The sequence below is a fragment of the Bdellovibrio sp. BIS2 genome, from assembly GCF_055398295.1.
In genome coordinates this window covers 1655276-1672907 of record NZ_AP035879.1, presented here as the reverse complement: position 1 = coordinate 1672907, position 17632 = coordinate 1655276, and the positions used below count along the sequence as shown (strand labels likewise).

Below are 17632 nucleotides of genomic sequence, written 5' to 3'. Positions count from 1 at the left end.
ATCCATGAATTTTGCTAAATACTTCGTTTTAGGTCTGTTTCTAACCTCTCAAGCGCATGCTTACCTGAGCATCGCGGAATCCGGCGAATTGCTGGCTCCGGGCAAATATCAAGTGGGTGTTGAGCCTCAGCTTTTGACCAACAAAGGCAATGGTGCCAACTTCAACGTGTTCTTTGATACCGCACTGAGTGATTCTTCCAGCGCACGTATCAGTATGGGTGCCGGCGCGGTGGACTTTAACACTTTTGCCAGTGTTAAGTGGATTCCGATCCCTGACGTGGACAATCAGCCTGCAATGGGCCTTCGTGCCGGCGCGGGCATTGCCCGTGATGAAGATGAAAATCTGATCCAACTGCAATTTGCTCCGCTGGTCAGCAAACGTTTTGACACAGAATACGGATTGACCGTGCCTTATCTGGCGGTGCCGTTTACATTCCTGAATACCAAAGACGAGAACTTCGTTGCCTCCAATCTGGCATTGGGAAGCGAGTTCCACTATGTTGACTGGAAAGAGGTCAACATGGGGGCGGAAGTAGGTATCGACCTGAACAAGTCTTATTCCTACATCTCTCTTTATCTGACATTCCCTTTTGAAAGCCACAAAGGATTCGGGAAATAATATGTTTTCATGGTTCTTTAAGGACGAAACCGGAACAGCCGCAGATCTTTACGTAGATTTGGGGACTGCCAATACACTCATCGCAGCTCGCGGCAAAGGGATCATCCTGAATGAACCCTCGCTGATTGCCTACCAGCAGACCAGCCCCGGCAAAAAACGCGTGATCGCTGTGGGAAATGACGCCAAAGAAAAACTGGCAAACAATCCCGGCAGCATCTTTGCTCAAAAGCCGATTCGCGATGGCGTGATCGCCGACTTTGAAACCTCTGAAGTGATGCTGAAGCACTTCCTAAGTCAGCCAGGAGTCAAAGGCGCCTTTTCCCGCCCGCGTGTGGTGGTGTCACTTCCCTACGGTGTGACTGAGGTTGAAAAGAAAGCCGTGATTGAATCCTGTAAAGCGGCGGGCGCAAAAGAGGTTTATCTGATCGATGAGCCGATGGCGGCCGCGATTGGATCAGGCCTGAACGTAAAATCCGCAGAAGGCAACATGATCATCGACATCGGCGGCGGGACCACGGAAGTGGCCGTGATCGCTTTGGCCGACATCGTTTACTGTGAGGCCGCCCGCGTGGGTGGTCACCGTTTGGACGATGCAATCATCGATTACTTCAAGAAATACAAAAAACTGATCATCTCTGACACAACGGCGGAATACCTGAAGGTCACCATCGGAACTGCGGTTCCGAAAAAAGACATTCGCAGTGTCACCATTTCCGGGCGTGATGCCGATACCGGCATGAATCGCACTATGGAAGTCAGCTCTGAAGATGTCGGCCTGGCGATGAACGGTTGTATTCAAGAGGTCATCAATGCGATTCACCGTGCATTGGAACACACCCCGCCAGAGTTGGTTTCTGATATCATCGAAAGAGGTATCACGCTGGCTGGCGGTGGCGCTTTGATTCGCGACTTTGATCTGCGCATTCAGAATGAGGTTCGCCTGCAGGTTCGCATCGCGGAAGATCCGCTGACAGCGATCGCCAAGGGCGGCGAAGCAGTTCTGAGTGATCCAGAACTGCTCGATAAAATCCAACTGGAAGTTTAGAGTTTCGCTAGAATTTCACAGGGGTCGTTTTCGGCCCCTTTTTCATATCCTCACGCAAAAGCTGCAAAAGCTTAAACGCCAGCGGACCTTGTTTGCCCTCGCCGATCTGCTGACCTTCGTATTCAGTCACCGGCAACACATCCAAAGTGGTTCCGATCATCATCGCTTCCGAAGCACTTAGGATGTCCTGCTCGGTCAGATCCTTTTCCTGAATCGACTTTAACTCCCCGGCGGCCAGCAGACTTTCTGCCAGATCAAAGGTGCGCATCATGGTTGTGCCCTTTAGAATCTGACGCAATTTTGGACGAATCAGGTTTTTATCCTTATCAATCAGCACGATATTTTCTGTACTGCCTTCCGTGATAAACCCTTGCGGATCAATACCGATGGTGAAATCGATTTTACGATCCACACTTTCTTTTTTCATCATCACATTCGGAAGATAGTTGCAGGTTTTAATCCGCGCCAGCCACGGGTCCTTTGGAATGACCTGGCTGCGCCCGACCTTCACGCCCTTTAAGTATTTTTCATCAGTGAACGGTGTGAACGACGTCACGATCAAATACATTTGGGAACTGATGGAATCGTAAGGATTTGTCGTAAAATATCCCGGCCCCCGAGAGATATAAAGTCGCAAGACTGCATAGGGCGCCCCCGCAATGCGGGTGGTTTCCAGAATGATCTTTTTCATGTCTTCCAGACTGTGCGGCAGACTGATGCCGATCTGCTGAGCCGAGGACTGCAGACGCTCCAAATGCTCCTGCATCAAAAAGACCTGACCATCCACGACTTTGATCGCCTCAAAGACCCCATCCCCGCGGTGCACCAGGTGATCATCCACCGGAACCATCATCAACCCCGGATCCTTGATAACCCCTCCATACCAACTGCTGTACATGGCAAGATAGCTGCCTTGCGCCGGGTATTGGCGTTTTAAAAGTTGGGCCTGAACATCCGCAGAAGAAAGAATGGGTAGATTCATAAACGTCCTTAATAAAAAATCACCGTTTTATTCTAGATTCATGGCCTTATCAGAGTGAAGTTTTTTTTGTTTTTAATTTGACCATCCCCAAGGGAGGTCCTGACAATAAGACATCACGGAGGACGTCAATGCAATCCAATCTCATCATCGGGCTTCTTGCTCTGAACCTTACAGCCTGTGCATCTTTCACCAGCCATCGCGAACCCAATCAGGAAACGAAAGTAACCCTGAAAGACGGCAAAGGTGGCGTTAAAGAAGCCCCTGCTCAAGCCACCAGCACTGGCGGCGAAAAAGAAATGACCCGCGTTGAGGTTGGCAGCGATGCTGAAGCACAAGCCCACGCCACGGAAGTGAAAGAGGCCGTAGCCGCTGCTGCCCAACACATTCAAGACACCCATGGAAAAGCACCCCGTGAGGCCGGACCAGTGCCTGCGGAAAAAGCATATGGCTGGCTTAAAAACGGCAACACCCGTTTTGTGCGCGGCACCTTCCGTAATGACGGTGCCTCGGCTGCCGACCGCCGCCGCGTGAGCGCATTGCAGCGCCCGCATTCGGCTATTTACACTTGCAGCGATTCCCGCGTTTCGCCTGAAATCGTATTTGACCAGAAATTGGGGGAAATCTATGTCGTTCGCACGGGCGAGCTGATTCTGGATAAAAACGTTCAGGAAAGTCTTGAATATTCCGTAGGCACACTGGGCACGAATCTGGTGGTGATCATGGGCTCGGACTCTTGCGGTGACCTGACAGCAGCGGAAGGCCTTGCCAATGAACTGCTAGAACGCTCTGCAATCCTGCGTGACGCTGTGGCCTCGGGTGATGTAAAGGTAGTGAAGGCTGTCTACCATCTGGAAGCTGGAAATGTGGAGTTTCGATAAATGAACGACAAACGCAAGATTCTGATCACCTGTGCTCTTCCCTACGCAAACGGATACATTCACCTGGGTCACCTGGTGGAGTATCTTCAGGCCGACTTCTGGGCCCGTTTTCAGAATATGCGTGGCAATGAATGCGTCTTCATTTGTGCGGATGACACTCACGGCACCCCGATCATGGTGAAAGCCCGCGAACTGGGTATCACTCCGGAAGCACTGATCGCTCAAAGCTATAAAGAACACACACAGGACTTTGCGGATTTCCAGGTTCAGTTCTCGCACTTTGGTTCGACCAATTCAGAAGAAAACCGTCTGCTTTGTGAGTACTTCTATAAAAAAATGCAGGAAGGCAATCACACCCGCAGTCAGCCAATCCAGCAGATGTATTGCAATCACGACAAGATGTTCCTGCCGGACCGTTTTGTAAAAGGCACGTGCCCTAAGTGCGGCGCCAAAGAACAGTACGGTGATTCCTGCGATGTGTGCGCTTCAACTTATTCTCCGAGCGACATGAAAGATGTGCACTGTTCTCTTTGCGGGACGGCTCCGGTCATGAAAGATTCTGAGAGCATCTTCTTCAAACTGAACGACTTCAAACAGTACCTTGAAGAATGGATCCCCAAACACTGCTCCCCTGAAATTTCCAAAAAGATGCTGGAATGGTTCAACGAGGACCTGAAGGATCTGGATATTTCCCGCGATGAGCCTTATTTCGGTTTCGCAATTCCAGGCACGAACAATAAAAAATTCTTCTATGTGTGGGTGGATGCTCCGATGGGTTATATGTCCACCACCGAGCAATGGGCGAAATCCCAGGGTAAAACCCTGAAGGACATCTGGCAGGATCCAAACCGTGAAATTTACCATTTCATCGGTAAAGACATCGCAAGATTCCATACGATCTTCTGGCCGGCATTCCTGAAGGCTGCGGAATTCCGCTCGCCTAATCAGGTGTTCGTGCACGGTCACTTGATGGTCAATGGTGAAAAGATGTCCAAGTCCAAAGGGACCTTCATTGCCGCAAGAACGTATCTGAACCATCTGAACCCGGAATATCTTCGCTATTACTACTCCACGAAACTCAGCAGCTCTGTGGATGATATCGATTTGAATCTGGAAGATTTCACCAACCGCGTGAATTCTGAGCTTGTGGGTAAAATCACAAACCTGGGCTCCCGTGGCGGCCAGATGCTGAAAAAGAAAATGGACGGCAAAATGAGCGTGCCGGATGCGGAAGGTAAAAAGCTGATTGAGCACGCCCAGAAAACGGCTGAATCCATCGCCGCTCATTATGAAGCCCGCGACTTTGCCAAAGCACTGGGTGAAATCCGTGGCTTGGCTGATGACGCCAACAAGTACTTTGACGAAAAAGCCCCTTGGAAAACCCTGGAAGCTGATCCAGAGGGTACCAAGCAGGTGATCACCACCACTCTGAACATGTTCCGTTTGCTGGCGATCTACCTGAAGCCAATCTTGCCTTTCTATAGCCAGAAAGTGGCAAAACTTTTGGGCGAAAAAGACTATGTGTGGTCTGATCTGAACACGGTTCTTACCAACCGTGAGATCAATGACTATGAACATCTGGCAACTCGTATCGAGGCTGACAAAGTCAAAGCCATGGTCGAGGAAGGTCGCAAGATCAACGAAGAAATCCAGGCCGCAAAGAAAGCAGCCTCCACCGCTAAACCGGCGGCCGCCCCTGCGGCGACGGCGCCAACCGCAGCCGATCGTCCGGCTGAAATTGAGTTTGCGGATTTCGACAAAGTGGATCTGCGTATCGGTCAGGTCATTGAAGCTGAAGAAATCAAAGAAGCTGACAAGCTTTTGCGCCTGAAAATCGATATCGGAGAAGGCCAGATCCGTCAGATCATTTCCGGCATCAAAGCGGCTTATAAACCGGAACAACTGGTGGGACGAAAAGTCCTGGTTTGCGTGAACTTGAAACCGCGCAAAATGAAGTTCGGAATGTCTGAGGGCATGGTGCTGGCAGCCGGAACCGGCGGCAGCGATCTGTTCGTACTTTCTGCCGACGACGGTGCCCAGGTCGGCCAGAGAGTGAAATAATGAATCTTTCCATTCAGGATAAAAAATCCCTCGAAGAAATCCATCAGCTTTTTCTGAAGCTGGAGAAATCCTCGGGGGATTTTTCTTTTTCCGAGACAGAACTAAAAAAACTGAAAACTCTAATTTCGGCTTTGTCTGTTTGTGAGAATCCTGATGTTTCCCGTTTGGCGGCTTTGGAAAAGCACCTGACCCCGGGCATGACACTGAAACACTTTGTCAGCTATGCCATCCCTTTTGAGCGCCTTTTACATAAAAACCTGCAGGACGATGAATTCTTAGTGGTTGAAAACGACCGCGAACAGGCTGAAAGCAAATTACCGCTGGTGTTTGTTCTGGATAACATCCGCTCCGCCTTCAATGTTGGATCGATCTTCCGCACCGCCGAGTGCCTGGGGGCTGAAAAGATTTATCTTTGTGGCTACACCCCGCTTCCGACCCAATGGAAGGTCGAAAAGACCGCCATGGGGACTCAAAAGTATCTATCTTGGGAAGAAGCTCCCAAACTGCTGGAGTGCTTGGAAGAGCTGAAAGACGAAGGCTACCGGATCGTCGCTTTAGAGACCGCGGCCAGCGCTTCAGATCTGTTTGAAAAGTTTGAATCTGAACCCACAGCCTTTGTTTTGGGAAATGAACGCTTCGGTCTTGATCCGGAAGTTTTAAAGATCATCGACGAAGTCCGTATCATCCCTTTGCGTGGGCGCAAAAACTCCCTGAACGTCGGTGTCACTGCGGCGGTGGCAGGCTTTGAATGGATGAGACAATGGCGACTGAAATAAAACTCACAGCCATTGGCACCTTCAAAAGTCCCCAGGTGCATCCTTACGAAGCCGGACGCCAGCCTGATGAGTTTCACTCGCAAGGTGTGATTGAACTTGAAGCCGGTCACAACTTTGAACAGGCGCTGACCGGACTTGAGGGCTGTGAGCGCATCTGGGTGGTGTTCTTGTTTCATCATAACGACCACTGGAGTCCGATGGTGCTGCCCCCGCGCGGTGGCAATACCAAACAAGGCGTCTTTGCGACCCGGTCCCCCTATCGGCCCAATCCCGTGGGTATGAGCTGCGTAAAGGTGAAGTCCATCGATAAGCTGAAGATTCATGTCGAGGGCGCGGACCTTTTGCATGGCAGTCCGATTTTGGATATCAAACCTTATGTGGCCTATGCGGATTCATTCCCCGGTGTGGAGCCGGCGTGGCTGAAAAATGCCGAACGCTTCACGATTGATTATTCGCTGGAAGCCAAACAGGAACTGGAATGGCTGGAGCTGCATAATCTTCATCAACTGCGCGGATTTTTGCAGCATCAACTGGAATTCGAACCGGACAACTCCCGAAAGAAGCGCGTAAAACCCGAAGGCACTGGCTTTGTGATTGCCTATCGGACATGGCGCGCGCAGTTTGAAATTCAAGGACAGCACGTAAGCATCCTGAAAATCTTTTCCGGATACAGCGCTGAAGATCTTGCCACACCTGAAGATGTCTATCAGGACAAAGCCCTGCACCGTAATTTTCAAAAGAATTTTCCGGGAAAAACTTAAGTCCTGCTAGAAAAGACTTTTAAGCGCACGCCATACAGAGACCGGCGGCTTTCCACACAAGATACGCAGTTGATCACCGCGATGCAGCCGCCCCTGATAGAAGCGCTCGATCAAGGGCTCTGAAAACTGGTAAAATCTTTCAAGAATCACATATCTTTTTTCTGGCTCCGCCGCCAGGAACATCATCCGATTCAGAACACGAAGATAACGGGCCTGTTGATTGTACCTTTGTTGAATTTGCGAAAGCACCGCTCCCCAATTATCCAAAGAACTTTCAGCCAAAGCCTGCACACATGCCACAGTCTGTGGAAATGTGTATCCCGTCACCGGCTGATAAACACCGGAGGCCGCCCCCAACTGCAAAGGCCCGTTCCCCGTCATGGAAACGGCAGAGCCGTATAAATCCAGTGGTAAACAACCGATCTCCCGGCGTATCACCGATTCAACTTTCCACCCCTTGGTGGCAATGTACTTCATGATTTCCTGTTGAAGCTGATCCACATTCAAATCCGGAGAATTTGAATAATAGGTGTCTTCCACAAGCAGCTCGGTCTGACTCCACGGCAGAGTGTAGAAAAAACGGTAACCATCCGTCTGGGGAACCAAGGCATCCTTCAGAATCACATGATCAAGCCCATGAGGCTTTGCCAACTTCACATCCAGGCCCACGAACTTCTGGTAACCGCGAAGGGCTTCCTTCTTGGGCCAGCCTCGAGCATCGATGACTTGTCGGGCTTTAAAAACCCTGCCGTCCTGCAGGGTCACGGAATCTCGCCGAACCTCCTGAACAGAGGTTCCAAGACGAATTTGATCTGCATGGTGCCGCAGCAGTCGTTGATCGAAGTCTTCCGCCCTGATGGAGCAATAGACACTTTCTATTTTTCTTTTATATTTTGGAAAACGGACTTCATAAGCCGGCCAGGATTTCGATACCAAGGGCGTAAGCCATTTTGCCTGGGGTGGAACATCGGAGCCATGGAAGCTCCAGGTATGATTTCCTCCCAAACTGGTGCCCCGCTCCAGCAGCAAGACTTTCAATGCTGGTTGCTCTGTACGCAATGCTTGCAACAGCAAACCACCGGCCAGACCTCCGCCTACGATAAGGCAATCCCAAATATTATCTTCTGTCTGACCAAACATGTTTTACAAATATCGTGCTTTAAGATAGCAATCAATTATGAACCACTTTGAGAAGTATGAATCCTACATCCCCTTCGATCTTCTGGTGCCACAAAATTTCCTGATTGCCACGTTGGCACTGACATTGGTGGTTTTGGTTCGATATCTGGCTTTGACAGCCTGCTTCTATGCAGCCTTTTACAAGAAAAACTGGCCGTGGGCACAGCGTCGCCAGATCTATCCCGTTTTGCCCGATAAAAAGATGCAACTTTTTGAAATCAAATGGTCCATCATAAGCTCGGGGATATTCGGACTGGGCGGAGTTCTACTGGGCGTATTATGGCAAAGCGGATGGGCTCGCTTCTATCTGCCGCTCAATGAATACGGCTGGACCTATCTGGTGATCAGTGGTTTCCTGCTTTCGCTGCTGCATGACTTTTACTTTTATGTGACCCACAGGCTTTTGCATATCCCATGGCTGTACCGTCGCTTCCACTCTGTTCACCATGCTTCGTTGCAGCCTTCTCCCTGGGCTTCTTTTTCGTTCCATCCCGTGGAGTCCATCATCGAAGCCCTGCCGCTGCCTTTGATTCTGCTTTTCCTGCCGCTGCATCCCTTGGTTTTGCTGGTTTATCTGACCCTGATGACAGTATCGGCCATCATCAATCATCTGGGCTTTGAAGTTCTGCCGCGCGGGTCGGCCGTTCATCCCGTTGGCAAATGGCTGATCTCAGGGACTCATCATTCTGCCCACCACCGTTATTACAAATACAACTTTGGCCTTTTTTACACTTTTTGGGATCACCTGTTGAAGACCCAGCATCCCGCCTATGAAACTCAGTTTCGCAAAAATACAGGCGAATGGGATCAAAGCAAATGACCTCTCCTCTGCTGTCTATAACGAACCTTCGTAAAAGTTACGGCGCCAAGGTCGCCTTGCACAATGTGGGTTTTTCTGTCGAGCCCGCTCAGATTGTCGCTCTTTTGGGGCCTAATGGTGCTGGCAAAAGCACGACATTAAAGATTCTGCTGGGCCTAAGAAGCGCTGATCAAGGCGTCATCGAAAAGCCTGACAAGTCCCTGATCGGTTACTCGGGGCAGGAAATTTCCTTTCCCGCCCATTTAAAAACTGTCGAAGTCCTTCGTCTGGTAAAGGCGCACTATGACCGAGGCCCCTCGGTTGAGCACATGGCAACCCACTTCAATCTGCATTCATTCCTGCATCGTCAGATGGGGGGCCTGAGCGGCGGGGAAAAGCGCCGGGTTTCTTTGGCCTGTGCCCTGCTGGGAGCCCCCCATTTGCTTGTGCTGGATGAACCCACCACAGGGCTGGATGTGGAGTCCCGCATTCACCTGTGGCAGGAGATCCGTGATTTCGCCGCAGATGGCGGCGCCGTCCTGCTTTCCACCCACGACCTGAATGAAGTCTCTCAAGTCGCGCACCGGGTCGTCATCATCGATCACGGAACCGTGCTGTTTGATGGCCCCACCAATGAAATCACGCGCAGCCTGAAATTCAGAACCATCAAGTTTCGCAGTCCCAGAAAACCGCTGTCCTCTTTGATCGAGGATTGCACCACCGAAGGTGACAACCATCGTATTCTGACCCAGCACCCTGAAGAGCTTTTAAAAGAGTTCTTTGAAACCAGCTTCCCGCTTGAGGATCTGGAAGTGTCAACGGCGACCTTGGAAGAGGCCTTCATTCACTTAAGAAAGAAGCATCATGAAAAGACACCTTAAACTGACGCTGCTTCACACTTATTACCAGTTTTTGGAACTGATTCGTCAGCCCATGTACCTGCTGTCGACCCTGGTGTTTCCCGCGATGTTCTTCTGGTTCTTTGGAGTTCCAAACGCACAAACCGAGGCTGCCGCCGCCATGCTGACAGGCTCGTTTGCCTGCTTTGGCGTATTGGGAGTTGTACTTTTTCAATTTGCCATCGGCATCGCACAGGAAAAGGGCACGGCCTGGTCCCACTATCTGCACATTCTGCCTTTGCCTCATGTTCTGACTTTTTTACCCAGGGTTTTAAACGCCCTTTTTGTTTCGCTGCTATCCATTTTAACGGTGATTCTTGTCGCCGTGATCACGACACCTCTGAAGTGGCCGGAGATTCCGTGGCTGCACTTCTTCATCACTTTAATGCTGTCCTCGATCCCGTTTGCGCTACTGGGCGCCTGCCTTGGATATTCTGCCAGCGGCAAGTCGGTGGTCCCCCTGGCCAATCTGGTTTATCTGCCACTTTCTTTCGCTGGCGGACTTTGGATGCCACCGCAGGCATTACCAAAAGTCGTTCAGGAAATATCTCAGTATCTGCCGACACGTTTTATGGGAGAAGTGGTCTGGGCTGCTTTGCTGAAGCAGGACACAAACAGCAAGTATGTCTGGGGTCTTGCTATTTATGCCGTGTTGTTTTTTGCGGCCTCTTTGCTGTTATTTAGAAAAACCCAAGAGCAAGAGTTTCGTTAACCCCCTGATAGCCCTCGCTGTACCACTGCCACCAGGCAAGAATCATAATCAGATGACCCACGAAAATGAAAAAATGACTCCACATTTCGACCCGGTCAGAATGCTGGGCCAGATAGCGATACCAGTGCAACCCCTCATCGATCAGTGAATAAACGATGCTCAAAGCCACCAGCACCAGAGCTGGAATGCGCAGGAAGACCGGGAAATGGTACGCCAGACACAACACAAGCACACTGGTGATACCGGCAAAAATCGTGATGTGATGAACCAGGGCCTCGGCTTTTTGCAGGAACTCTTTATAAACCGTGCGGTGCCCGATAGTGTCGAAAGCAATCGCAGATGAAAAAATGAAAATCCCCAATGGAATGTTGTAAACATAGGCCGGGAACTGAACTCCGTTGAAATGCCCCACGCCGATAAACAGAGTGACCACGGCAAAGAGCCCGTACATCATCCCCACCCAAAGCACGTACACGATCCAGTCTTTCAGACTAAACTCACGAACACGGCTGGCATAAATCCATGTTTCTTTGACAAAGCTGGTACTCACTTTACACTCCAAACTCTTAGTGGCAAACGCACACTTTCCCTCGACCTCAACGCCCACCAGACCTGGGGGCCCAGATATTTTACGGTCGAAACGATCAAAATTATCTTCTTCCAAACACTCACATAAATTCGCCGGGTCAGACCGCGGTCAGAATCCCTGCGTATCAGCTCGCCAATATGAGAGTACACTTTAGCCGCAATCAAAACCGCCCAGCAAGAACGGAGTGATAAAAAACGAAGTCCCGCAAACCCTTCGCGGTACAGCTCATCGGCCCTTTGCAGCAGGCGCTCCTGAATACCCACCAGAGAGTTGCGGTGCTCAGGCAGGAACATTGTCGACTCGGTGATACCGGCCTGCTGCAACCAATCCTGAGGCAGATAACAGCGTCCGCGTTCAGCATCCTCGCGAATGTCGCGACAGATGTTCGTCAACTGCATGGCGTTCCCCATAGAGACTGCATATTTCAAAGCCTGGTCAGAACGAACCCCCATGATGTGACACATCATCAGGCCCACAACTCCGGCAACGCAGTAGCAGTAATCTTCCAACTCCTGCAAGTTACGGTAACGGCGGTTCTTCACATCCATTTCCATTCCCCGCAACAAATCCAAAGGGTACTGAACAGGAATGTTATTGCCGGACAGGATTTCGGCCAGCCCACGAAACTGAAAAGGCAGTCCCGCTTTGATCGCCGGCAGGGATTTTGTCAGACAAAGCAGCTCCTCCAGCCGCCGCGGAGCCTGATCCACCGAGGCCTCATCAATCTGGTCATCACAATACCGGCACCAGGAATAAAGCTTCCACGCGGCAATTTTTTGCTGTTTGGAAAAAAACAGCGAGGCCACCGCAAAACTTTTGGAGCCTTTTTGAATCGACTCCCTGTGCAGATCCAAATCAGAGGCCTGCTCCATCAATTAAGATCCTCGACGACCAGGCCCGCAGTGGCTTTGCCAGAGTTCACAACCCCCGGCACCCCTGCCCCCGGATGAGTTCCCGCCCCCACAAAGTACAATCCCTGAATCTGGGAGTCTTTGTTGTGCTGGCGGAAGTACGCACTTTGAGTCAGCTTCGGCTCCAGAGAAAACGCCGAACCATGGAAGGAATTCAGTTCGGTTGAGAAGTCTTCAGGTGTGAAAATTCTCTGGGTGACAATATTTTCTCTTAGACCCGGCATGTATTTTTCTTCCATGTATTTCAGGATCTTTTCTGCGTAAACCGGCCCTTCCTTTTTCCAGTCGATGTTCATTTTACCCAGGTGAGCCACCGGAGCCAGAACATAGAAACACTCATGCCCTTCCGGAGCCAGATTCGGATCCGTCAGGCTGGGCACATGCAAATACAGCGAAAAATCATCCGGAAGTGTGCCGTTACTGAAAATATCCTCAAGAAGACCTTTATAGCGAGGACCGAATAAAACGTTATGATGCGCCAGATTCGGATACTTTTTTCTGGTCCCGAAGTAGATCAGGAAAAGACTCATGCTGAAGTCTTTGTTTTGCATTTCCTTTGATTTCTTTGCCGCCAGGGGCTCCTTCCCCAGCAGGTCACGGTAGGTGTGAACAATATCGCCATTGCTGACCACGGCATCACAGTTCCAGACTTCGCCCTGAACCGTTTGCACCCCGGTCACTCTGCCACGGGTGGTGAGGATTTGTGCGATCTCGCTTTGGCAACGGATTTCTCCGCCCATTTCGGTGAAGTACTGAACCAAAGCCTGCACCAGAGCCCCGGTTCCGCCGCGTGGAAAGAAAACACCCCAATTGCGTTCCAGGAAGTGAATCAAGGTGTAAATGGCAGACGTGCTATAGGGGTTTCCGCCCACCAGCAAAGAGTGAAAAGAAAACGCCTGGCGCAAATGATCATCTTTGACGTACTTTGAAACCACGGAATAGACGCTGCGATAAGCCCCCAGGCGCAGAAGCTGCGGGGAAACTTTCACCATGCTCCAAAGATGCAAAAAAGGTGTCGCCACCAGTTTCGTGTACCCCTCGTTAAAGACCTCTTCTGAATACTTCAGAAATTTTTCATAGCCTTTGGCGTCTTCGGGGGACTTCTTTTTAATTTGGGAGTACAGCTCCTGGGTGTTGTTGCTGTAGTCGAACTTATACCCGTCATCCCAGAGCAGACGATAAAAAGGCGATACGGGGATCATCTCGACATAGTCGGACATCTTTTTATTTTTTAGGGCAAAAAGCTCTTCCAGACACTCGGGGGCTGTGATCACCGTGGGGCCGGCATCAAAGGTGAAACCTTTGTCCCGATAAACATAAGCCCGTCCCCCCGGCATATCGCGCTTTTCAAAAATTCGAACTTGAAAACCTGCAGCCTGAAGTCGAATGGCAGCACTCAATCCGCCGAATCCACTTCCGATCACGGCAACTTTTTTATTCATAGGCATGGACAATTCTCTCTGTCAGATTTTTTATAAGACCCAGGGTTTGAACATTTTCAAAACCGGCAAAAGACTTTTTCATTTTTTCTTCCATGTTCCGGTGAAGCCTCAAGGCCTCGGCATGGGCGCGCTTTTTCAGATCCGTGCTCTGCACGAAGGCCTCCAGAGCATGGGTTTCAGGAAGGAACTCCAGCGCCTCCTTGAAGCCTTGAATCTGGCTGCTGTCACCGCAAGTGGCCAAATACATCCAGATCCACGAGGGACGGCCAAGCTTGAGGTCTTCCAGGGCCTTGCTGTCAGCACAGTGGAACTTCAAATTCCCAAGATCATCAAAGCGCTGCAATGACGAGCCCAATTGCGTGCCGAGTTCCTGCAAAAGCAACAGATCCGGCTTTGGCTCTGCGACCAAGGCCCCCACTTGCAGAGCCAAAGCCACCAGGGCCCCGCTTTTAAGGCAATGACTTTTATGCACGACTTCCTGAATCTGACCGGCGTTGAGAGTCTTCATGCTGGCCCCCAGATCAAGCGCCTGGCCCAGATGGGCCTGGTGCATGGCCTCGTGAGTGCAGGAGATAATTTTAAGTTTCACCCCGTCATCCACCGCCAAACCATGCAAAGCTTTTAACGCTTCAAAATACATCCAATTTCCCAGATTCAGCGCCGGCCCGACACCATAAAGGCGATGGACGGTGGGGCCCCCACGGCGCTCCAGGCTGTCATCCTGGATATCGTCAACAATCAGGGAGCCGGCGTGGATCCACTCCAGCACCCGGGAAAGCTCTGCTATGATTGATTTTTGTTTTTCGCTGAACGGAACACCCTTCAGATACAGTCGGCAGCCAATGGACACAAGCTCCGCCCGAAATTCTTTTTTGGGGCGGGACATGAATTCCTGGGCCGGACCGTGCAAAAAGGCACCCCAACATTGCTCGACACTGGAAGGTGAGCTGACCTGAAGAGCTGGAGAGAGAACTAAATTCACGACTATGAACTCCTCAAAACTTGACCCGGGGCCAAAACGTTATTTGAAATAACTCACTGATGTTGTCATTAAAATCAATGTCCGCACTAGAATTGGAATTACGGACTGCCAAATGACATACTCTTATTCTTTAAGCAGACCTTTCAGTTGGGATTGCCACTGCTTGAAAAGACGCTGGCTGATCTTGTCAGATCGAACCGAGAGATAGATTCGCGACTCTATGGGATCCAATCCCCGGATTTTCAGACTGCGTATCAATCCGGCCTCTTCGGCTTTTCGTGCAATGATGTTCGGGATCAGTGCCACGTTGTTGGAATGTTGCACGATCTCGATGGCCGTCAGAGCCGTTTGCATTTCATGTCCCATGATCCGCTCGCTGCGCGGTATCGGCAAATGATCTGCCGCTTGCGCGATCGCACGTCCATTCCAATAAGCCGACCGGGCAAATGGAAATTTCAACAGCTCCTCTTTGGAAACAGATCCCTTTAAGGGGTGATTCTTTCCGACATACAGATTCCAGCGCATGGAACCCACTTCGGCCGCGCTCCAGGTTTGGGGCCATTGGATCTCTTCCAGATGAAGAGCCACATCCAAAACCCCTTCGGTGGCGGTCTGGCGCAGTTCTTCCGGCGAAAGATCCATAAAACGCAGCAGCGCCGTCACCCCGGCCGCCTGAAGACTTTCAATCATCGCCCCGGAAAAGAAAACATTCATGAAGCCCCGGCCACCCACAGTGTAGGTGACCGATGGTGCCAGAAGCTGGGATTTGCGGGGAATGAATTCCTCGGCCTTTCTTAGCAGTTCTTTGGCCTGAAGGCTGACGTGGGAACCCTCGGCCGTCATGATATAACCGTGAGAGGACGTCTTGATTATCTCAAACTGCAGTTGATGCCGCACGGACTGCAAAACCTTGGTCAAACGCGGAGGCTCAATCCCCAGGGAACGCGACAGCGAACGCAGGGATTTATGATCCGGCAGCTCTGCCAGCAACAACAAATCAAAAAATGAGATTTTGGAAAGACGTTTATCCATCCGACTATTTCACATACTCGCAAAGGGGAATTCGCTGACTAAGGCCGCCCGACTGCACGGACGTCAAAACCGTGCATGTGTCATAACCCAAAGATCTGAGTTTAAGTTCTGCTGACACCCATGTTTCACGCGTCAAGAATGGATTGCGGGACAGAATCCACGCATACTGCAGCGTCGGATCGCCGACCACCGCATACGAATAATCTGATGCCAGATCCAAGACCCAGTAATCGCCGCCAAAGCCAAACACCCAGTCAATGATCTTCACGAAAGTGACCTTCAGGCGTGAGTTGCTTTCTTTATCAAGAACCTTGGCTCGCCCCTCGGCCACCGAGCGTTCACCACTTTGTGTGTCACAGGAATTCACCACCGCGATCAGACCATCTTCGGCAGAGGCATACTCGGCCGTCGTGTTTCCAATACATTGTTTTTGAAAGACCATTGGGATGCTGGCGACTTCAAACCACTTACCCAGATACTTATTCAGATCCACAAAAGGCACTGTCGCCGGCGCTGCCACAGACGTTGAAACAAACCCCAGAACAAAAATTGAAAGAATCAGTTTTTTCATAAGAGCTCCTTTTTCTGTTAAAATTGTTATAAACAGAAATGAGGAAGGCGCCTATTACAAATAGGAACACGCCTGTTTCCATACTGGAAACACCATTGAAAGGCGCAATTCAAGAGCCTTTGCGGCATGTCAGAATCAGGAGGCTTTTTCGGGGGAAAGATCTTCCCGAAGACGGTCGGAGACATTCAAGTGGCTGCGAACATACCTGTAAAGCGGATAGAACCCTGCGCCACGAACAAGGGATCCCAATATAAATACGGCGTAATAGCTGCTGACTTTTTCACCCATCACCCACAGGACTTTACCGCCGATGTAAGTTCCCAAAATGATCGCCAGTGAATTCAAAAGATTATAAACCGTGAGCATCGGAACTTTTTCGTCGTGTTTGATGTCTTTAAAGAAGATCAAGGACAGCCCCACTTCCACAAACGCCCAGGCCATACCGCTGATGAATTGCAGGAAGAAGATAAAGTACATATCACTGCTGACCGCCCACATCGCCGGCAACGGCACAATGGCCCCGGCGCCAAACACCAGCAAATTAAAGCCCGAGGCATTCTGACGGAACCGATCAATCAAAGTCAGAGTCAGAATCTTACCAATGAATAAAACCCCGATGGCTGTCATATAGGCGCCATAATCCATTTTCACCTGCGCCAGCATATAAGGGGTCACAAAGGGTGAAGATACAAAGACTGCGGCCTGGAAAGGCGCCAGATAAAAGAAAAACTGACGCTTGGATTTGTTGGCCCAAAAGACTTTCCAGGATGCGCGGAATCCCAGCTTTGGCTCTTTGTTCCAGGCCGGATCAAAATACTGAGAAGAAAGAATAAAGGACGAAACCAGACGGCAGGCAAACGCAAAAACAAAGAGCATGGTGAAAACGGAAGAGAACGGTCCGATTTCAACATTGTTATGCAGGGCCACCCCGCCTCCGATAAGGCCCAGCAGAATACCGATCTGGGACACGCGTGCCCGTTTGGCAAAATAGCGGCTGCCCTCTTCGACCTGCACCAGGCGACCCATCCAGTAATTCCACGCCGGTCCCGCGGCAAAGCCCGAACCCCAGTACAGGGATAAAATCAAAAACAGCATCCAGAAGTTCGGCGCTTTCGTGGCCGAGAAATAAATCAAAGGAATAAAGGTCAACGCCTGCAGCGTGGCTGAGGCCACCACCCAGTTTTTATGAGATCGAATGCGCTGCAAGCCGCGCGGAGTGATCAGTTGCAGGAACGCGCCGCTGACAATAGGGAGCGTTGAAAGAATACCGGCAAAGATTTCACCCATGCCGATGGATAAAGAATAAGCCGGCAAATAAGTTTCGCCGGCTCCAATCATCAGTGAACAAAGAAAAGCGTCGAAAAGACTAAGTCTCAGACTTCTTTCGCGCATAA

General features: G+C 50.6%; 18 protein-coding genes. 9 read left to right on the top strand and 9 right to left on the bottom strand.

Annotated features, from left to right (window positions below; all coding sequences use genetic code 11):
• Nucleotides 1-4: 4 nt before the first annotated feature.
• Together ACZ520_RS07990 and mreB are read left to right on the top strand one after the other, a co-directional pair.
• The gene (locus ACZ520_RS07990) at nucleotides 5-619 is read left to right on the top strand and encodes a hypothetical protein (protein WP_088565430.1); all 615 of its coding nucleotides are present in this window, start codon (nucleotides 5-7) and stop codon (nucleotides 617-619) included.
• A 1-nt stretch (nucleotide 620) separates the two neighbouring features.
• Entirely contained in the window at nucleotides 621-1664 is a 1044-nt protein-coding gene (gene mreB, locus ACZ520_RS07985; protein ID WP_088565431.1) for a rod shape-determining protein, read from the top strand.
• 7 nt (nucleotides 1665-1671) lie between these two features.
• Here the strand turns inward: mreB and ACZ520_RS07980 are convergent, their stop codons facing one another.
• On the bottom strand, nucleotides 1672-2646 hold the full coding sequence (locus tag ACZ520_RS07980; RefSeq protein WP_417869443.1) for an aminotransferase class IV: 975 nt from the start codon (nucleotides 2644-2646) through the stop codon (nucleotides 1672-1674).
• A 128-nt stretch (nucleotides 2647-2774) separates the two neighbouring features.
• Here ACZ520_RS07980 and ACZ520_RS07975 point away from each other — a divergent pair, with 128 nt between their 5' ends.
• The 4 genes from ACZ520_RS07975 to tsaA are packed head-to-tail and all read left to right on the top strand — an operon-like array spanning nucleotide 2775 to nucleotide 7122.
• A complete protein-coding gene (locus ACZ520_RS07975; protein WP_464127962.1) occupies nucleotides 2775-3524 on the top strand; it encodes a carbonic anhydrase in 750 nt (249 codons plus the stop codon).
• Entirely contained in the window at nucleotides 3525-5585 is a 2061-nt protein-coding gene (metG, locus tag ACZ520_RS07970; protein WP_416481202.1) for a methionine--tRNA ligase, read from the top strand.
• Nucleotides 5585-6361 (top strand): RNA methyltransferase, encoded by a 777-nt coding sequence (locus ACZ520_RS07965; RefSeq protein ID WP_464127959.1) that lies wholly within the window; start codon nucleotides 5585-5587, stop codon nucleotides 6359-6361. Before metG ends, ACZ520_RS07965 begins: the two co-directional genes overlap by 1 nt.
• Nucleotides 6346-7122: a tRNA (N6-threonylcarbamoyladenosine(37)-N6)-methyltransferase TrmO gene (tsaA, locus tag ACZ520_RS07960; RefSeq protein ID WP_464127956.1), complete on the top strand. Its 777-nt coding sequence runs from the start codon at nucleotides 6346-6348 to the stop codon at nucleotides 7120-7122. The genes ACZ520_RS07965 and tsaA overlap by 16 nt, the downstream gene beginning before the upstream one ends.
• A 6-nt stretch (nucleotides 7123-7128) precedes the next feature.
• On the opposite strand, the gene crtY is transcribed toward tsaA, so the two are convergent.
• A complete protein-coding gene (gene crtY / locus ACZ520_RS07955; protein ID WP_464127954.1) occupies nucleotides 7129-8262 on the bottom strand; it encodes a lycopene beta-cyclase CrtY in 1134 nt (377 codons plus the stop codon).
• A 37-nt stretch (nucleotides 8263-8299) separates the two neighbouring features.
• On the opposite strand from crtY, the gene ACZ520_RS07950 reads away from it, so the two are divergent.
• From ACZ520_RS07950 to ACZ520_RS07940, 3 genes are read left to right on the top strand one after another with little or no spacing between them, the layout of a single operon-like run.
• Nucleotides 8300-9121, top strand: coding sequence for a sterol desaturase family protein (locus tag ACZ520_RS07950; protein WP_088565438.1), 822 nt, complete (start codon nucleotides 8300-8302; stop codon nucleotides 9119-9121).
• The gene (locus tag ACZ520_RS07945) at nucleotides 9118-9981 is read left to right on the top strand and encodes an ABC transporter ATP-binding protein (RefSeq protein ID WP_464127952.1); all 864 of its coding nucleotides are present in this window, start codon (nucleotides 9118-9120) and stop codon (nucleotides 9979-9981) included. Before ACZ520_RS07950 ends, ACZ520_RS07945 begins: the two co-directional genes overlap by 4 nt.
• The gene (locus tag ACZ520_RS07940; protein ID WP_464127950.1) at nucleotides 9965-10711 is read left to right on the top strand and encodes an ABC transporter permease; all 747 of its coding nucleotides are present in this window, start codon (nucleotides 9965-9967) and stop codon (nucleotides 10709-10711) included. Before ACZ520_RS07945 ends, ACZ520_RS07940 begins: the two co-directional genes overlap by 17 nt.
• Here ACZ520_RS07940 and ACZ520_RS07935 read toward each other — a convergent pair.
• The 7 genes from ACZ520_RS07935 to ACZ520_RS07905 form a co-directional block, all read right to left on the bottom strand.
• Complete coding sequence (locus ACZ520_RS07935; RefSeq protein ID WP_464127948.1) at nucleotides 10680-11261, bottom strand: hypothetical protein; 582 nt, start codon at nucleotides 11259-11261, stop codon at nucleotides 10680-10682. The genes ACZ520_RS07940 and ACZ520_RS07935 overlap by 32 nt on opposite strands.
• Nucleotides 11258-12172 (bottom strand): phytoene/squalene synthase family protein, encoded by a 915-nt coding sequence (locus tag ACZ520_RS07930; RefSeq protein ID WP_464127946.1) that lies wholly within the window; start codon nucleotides 12170-12172, stop codon nucleotides 11258-11260. Before ACZ520_RS07930 ends, ACZ520_RS07935 begins: the two co-directional genes overlap by 4 nt.
• Entirely contained in the window at nucleotides 12172-13659 is a 1488-nt protein-coding gene (locus tag ACZ520_RS07925) for a phytoene desaturase (RefSeq protein WP_374032765.1), read from the bottom strand. Before ACZ520_RS07925 ends, ACZ520_RS07930 begins: the two co-directional genes overlap by 1 nt.
• A complete protein-coding gene (locus tag ACZ520_RS07920) occupies nucleotides 13646-14635 on the bottom strand; it encodes a polyprenyl synthetase family protein (RefSeq protein ID WP_157678770.1) in 990 nt (329 codons plus the stop codon). Before ACZ520_RS07920 ends, ACZ520_RS07925 begins: the two co-directional genes overlap by 14 nt.
• A 123-nt stretch (nucleotides 14636-14758) precedes the next feature.
• Nucleotides 14759-15667 (bottom strand): LysR substrate-binding domain-containing protein, encoded by a 909-nt coding sequence (locus ACZ520_RS07915; RefSeq protein WP_464127943.1) that lies wholly within the window; start codon nucleotides 15665-15667, stop codon nucleotides 14759-14761.
• Nucleotides 15668-15671: 4 nt separating this feature from the next.
• Entirely contained in the window at nucleotides 15672-16238 is a 567-nt protein-coding gene (locus ACZ520_RS07910) for a lipocalin family protein (protein WP_464127941.1), read from the bottom strand.
• A gap of 135 nt (nucleotides 16239-16373) precedes the next feature.
• Nucleotides 16374-17630 (bottom strand): MFS transporter, encoded by a 1257-nt coding sequence (locus tag ACZ520_RS07905; RefSeq protein ID WP_088565447.1) that lies wholly within the window; start codon nucleotides 17628-17630, stop codon nucleotides 16374-16376.
• Between the last annotated feature and the right edge of the window lie 2 nt (nucleotides 17631-17632).

What these genes read in the sequence shown, in the direction of transcription:
- ACZ520_RS07990 (WP_088565430.1), top strand. Translation starts at nt 5, where the DNA reads ATGAATTTTGCTAAATACTTCGTTTTAGGTCTGTTTCTAACCTCTCAA.
- mreB (WP_088565431.1), top strand. Translation starts at nt 621, where the DNA reads ATGTTTTCATGGTTCTTTAAGGACGAAACCGGAACAGCCGCAGATCTT.
- ACZ520_RS07980 (WP_417869443.1), bottom strand. Translation starts at nt 2,646, where the DNA reads ATGAATCTACCCATTCTTTCTTCTGCGGATGTTCAGGCCCAACTTTTA.
- ACZ520_RS07975 (WP_464127962.1), top strand. Translation starts at nt 2,775, where the DNA reads ATGCAATCCAATCTCATCATCGGGCTTCTTGCTCTGAACCTTACAGCC.
- metG (WP_416481202.1), top strand. Translation starts at nt 3,525, where the DNA reads ATGAACGACAAACGCAAGATTCTGATCACCTGTGCTCTTCCCTACGCA.
- ACZ520_RS07965 (WP_464127959.1), top strand. Translation starts at nt 5,585, where the DNA reads ATGAATCTTTCCATTCAGGATAAAAAATCCCTCGAAGAAATCCATCAG.
- tsaA (WP_464127956.1), top strand. Translation starts at nt 6,346, where the DNA reads ATGGCGACTGAAATAAAACTCACAGCCATTGGCACCTTCAAAAGTCCC.
- crtY (WP_464127954.1), bottom strand. Translation starts at nt 8,262, where the DNA reads ATGTTTGGTCAGACAGAAGATAATATTTGGGATTGCCTTATCGTAGGC.
- ACZ520_RS07950 (WP_088565438.1), top strand. Translation starts at nt 8,300, where the DNA reads ATGAACCACTTTGAGAAGTATGAATCCTACATCCCCTTCGATCTTCTG.
- ACZ520_RS07945 (WP_464127952.1), top strand. Translation starts at nt 9,118, where the DNA reads ATGACCTCTCCTCTGCTGTCTATAACGAACCTTCGTAAAAGTTACGGC.
- ACZ520_RS07940 (WP_464127950.1), top strand. Translation starts at nt 9,965, where the DNA reads ATGAAAAGACACCTTAAACTGACGCTGCTTCACACTTATTACCAGTTT.
- ACZ520_RS07930 (WP_464127946.1), bottom strand. Translation starts at nt 12,172, where the DNA reads ATGGAGCAGGCCTCTGATTTGGATCTGCACAGGGAGTCGATTCAAAAA.
- ACZ520_RS07925 (WP_374032765.1), bottom strand. Translation starts at nt 13,659, where the DNA reads ATGCCTATGAATAAAAAAGTTGCCGTGATCGGAAGTGGATTCGGCGGA.
- ACZ520_RS07915 (WP_464127943.1), bottom strand. Translation starts at nt 15,667, where the DNA reads ATGGATAAACGTCTTTCCAAAATCTCATTTTTTGATTTGTTGTTGCTG.
- ACZ520_RS07910 (WP_464127941.1), bottom strand. Translation starts at nt 16,238, where the DNA reads ATGAAAAAACTGATTCTTTCAATTTTTGTTCTGGGGTTTGTTTCAACG.
- ACZ520_RS07905 (WP_088565447.1), bottom strand. Translation starts at nt 17,630, where the DNA reads ATGCGCGAAAGAAGTCTGAGACTTAGTCTTTTCGACGCTTTTCTTTGT.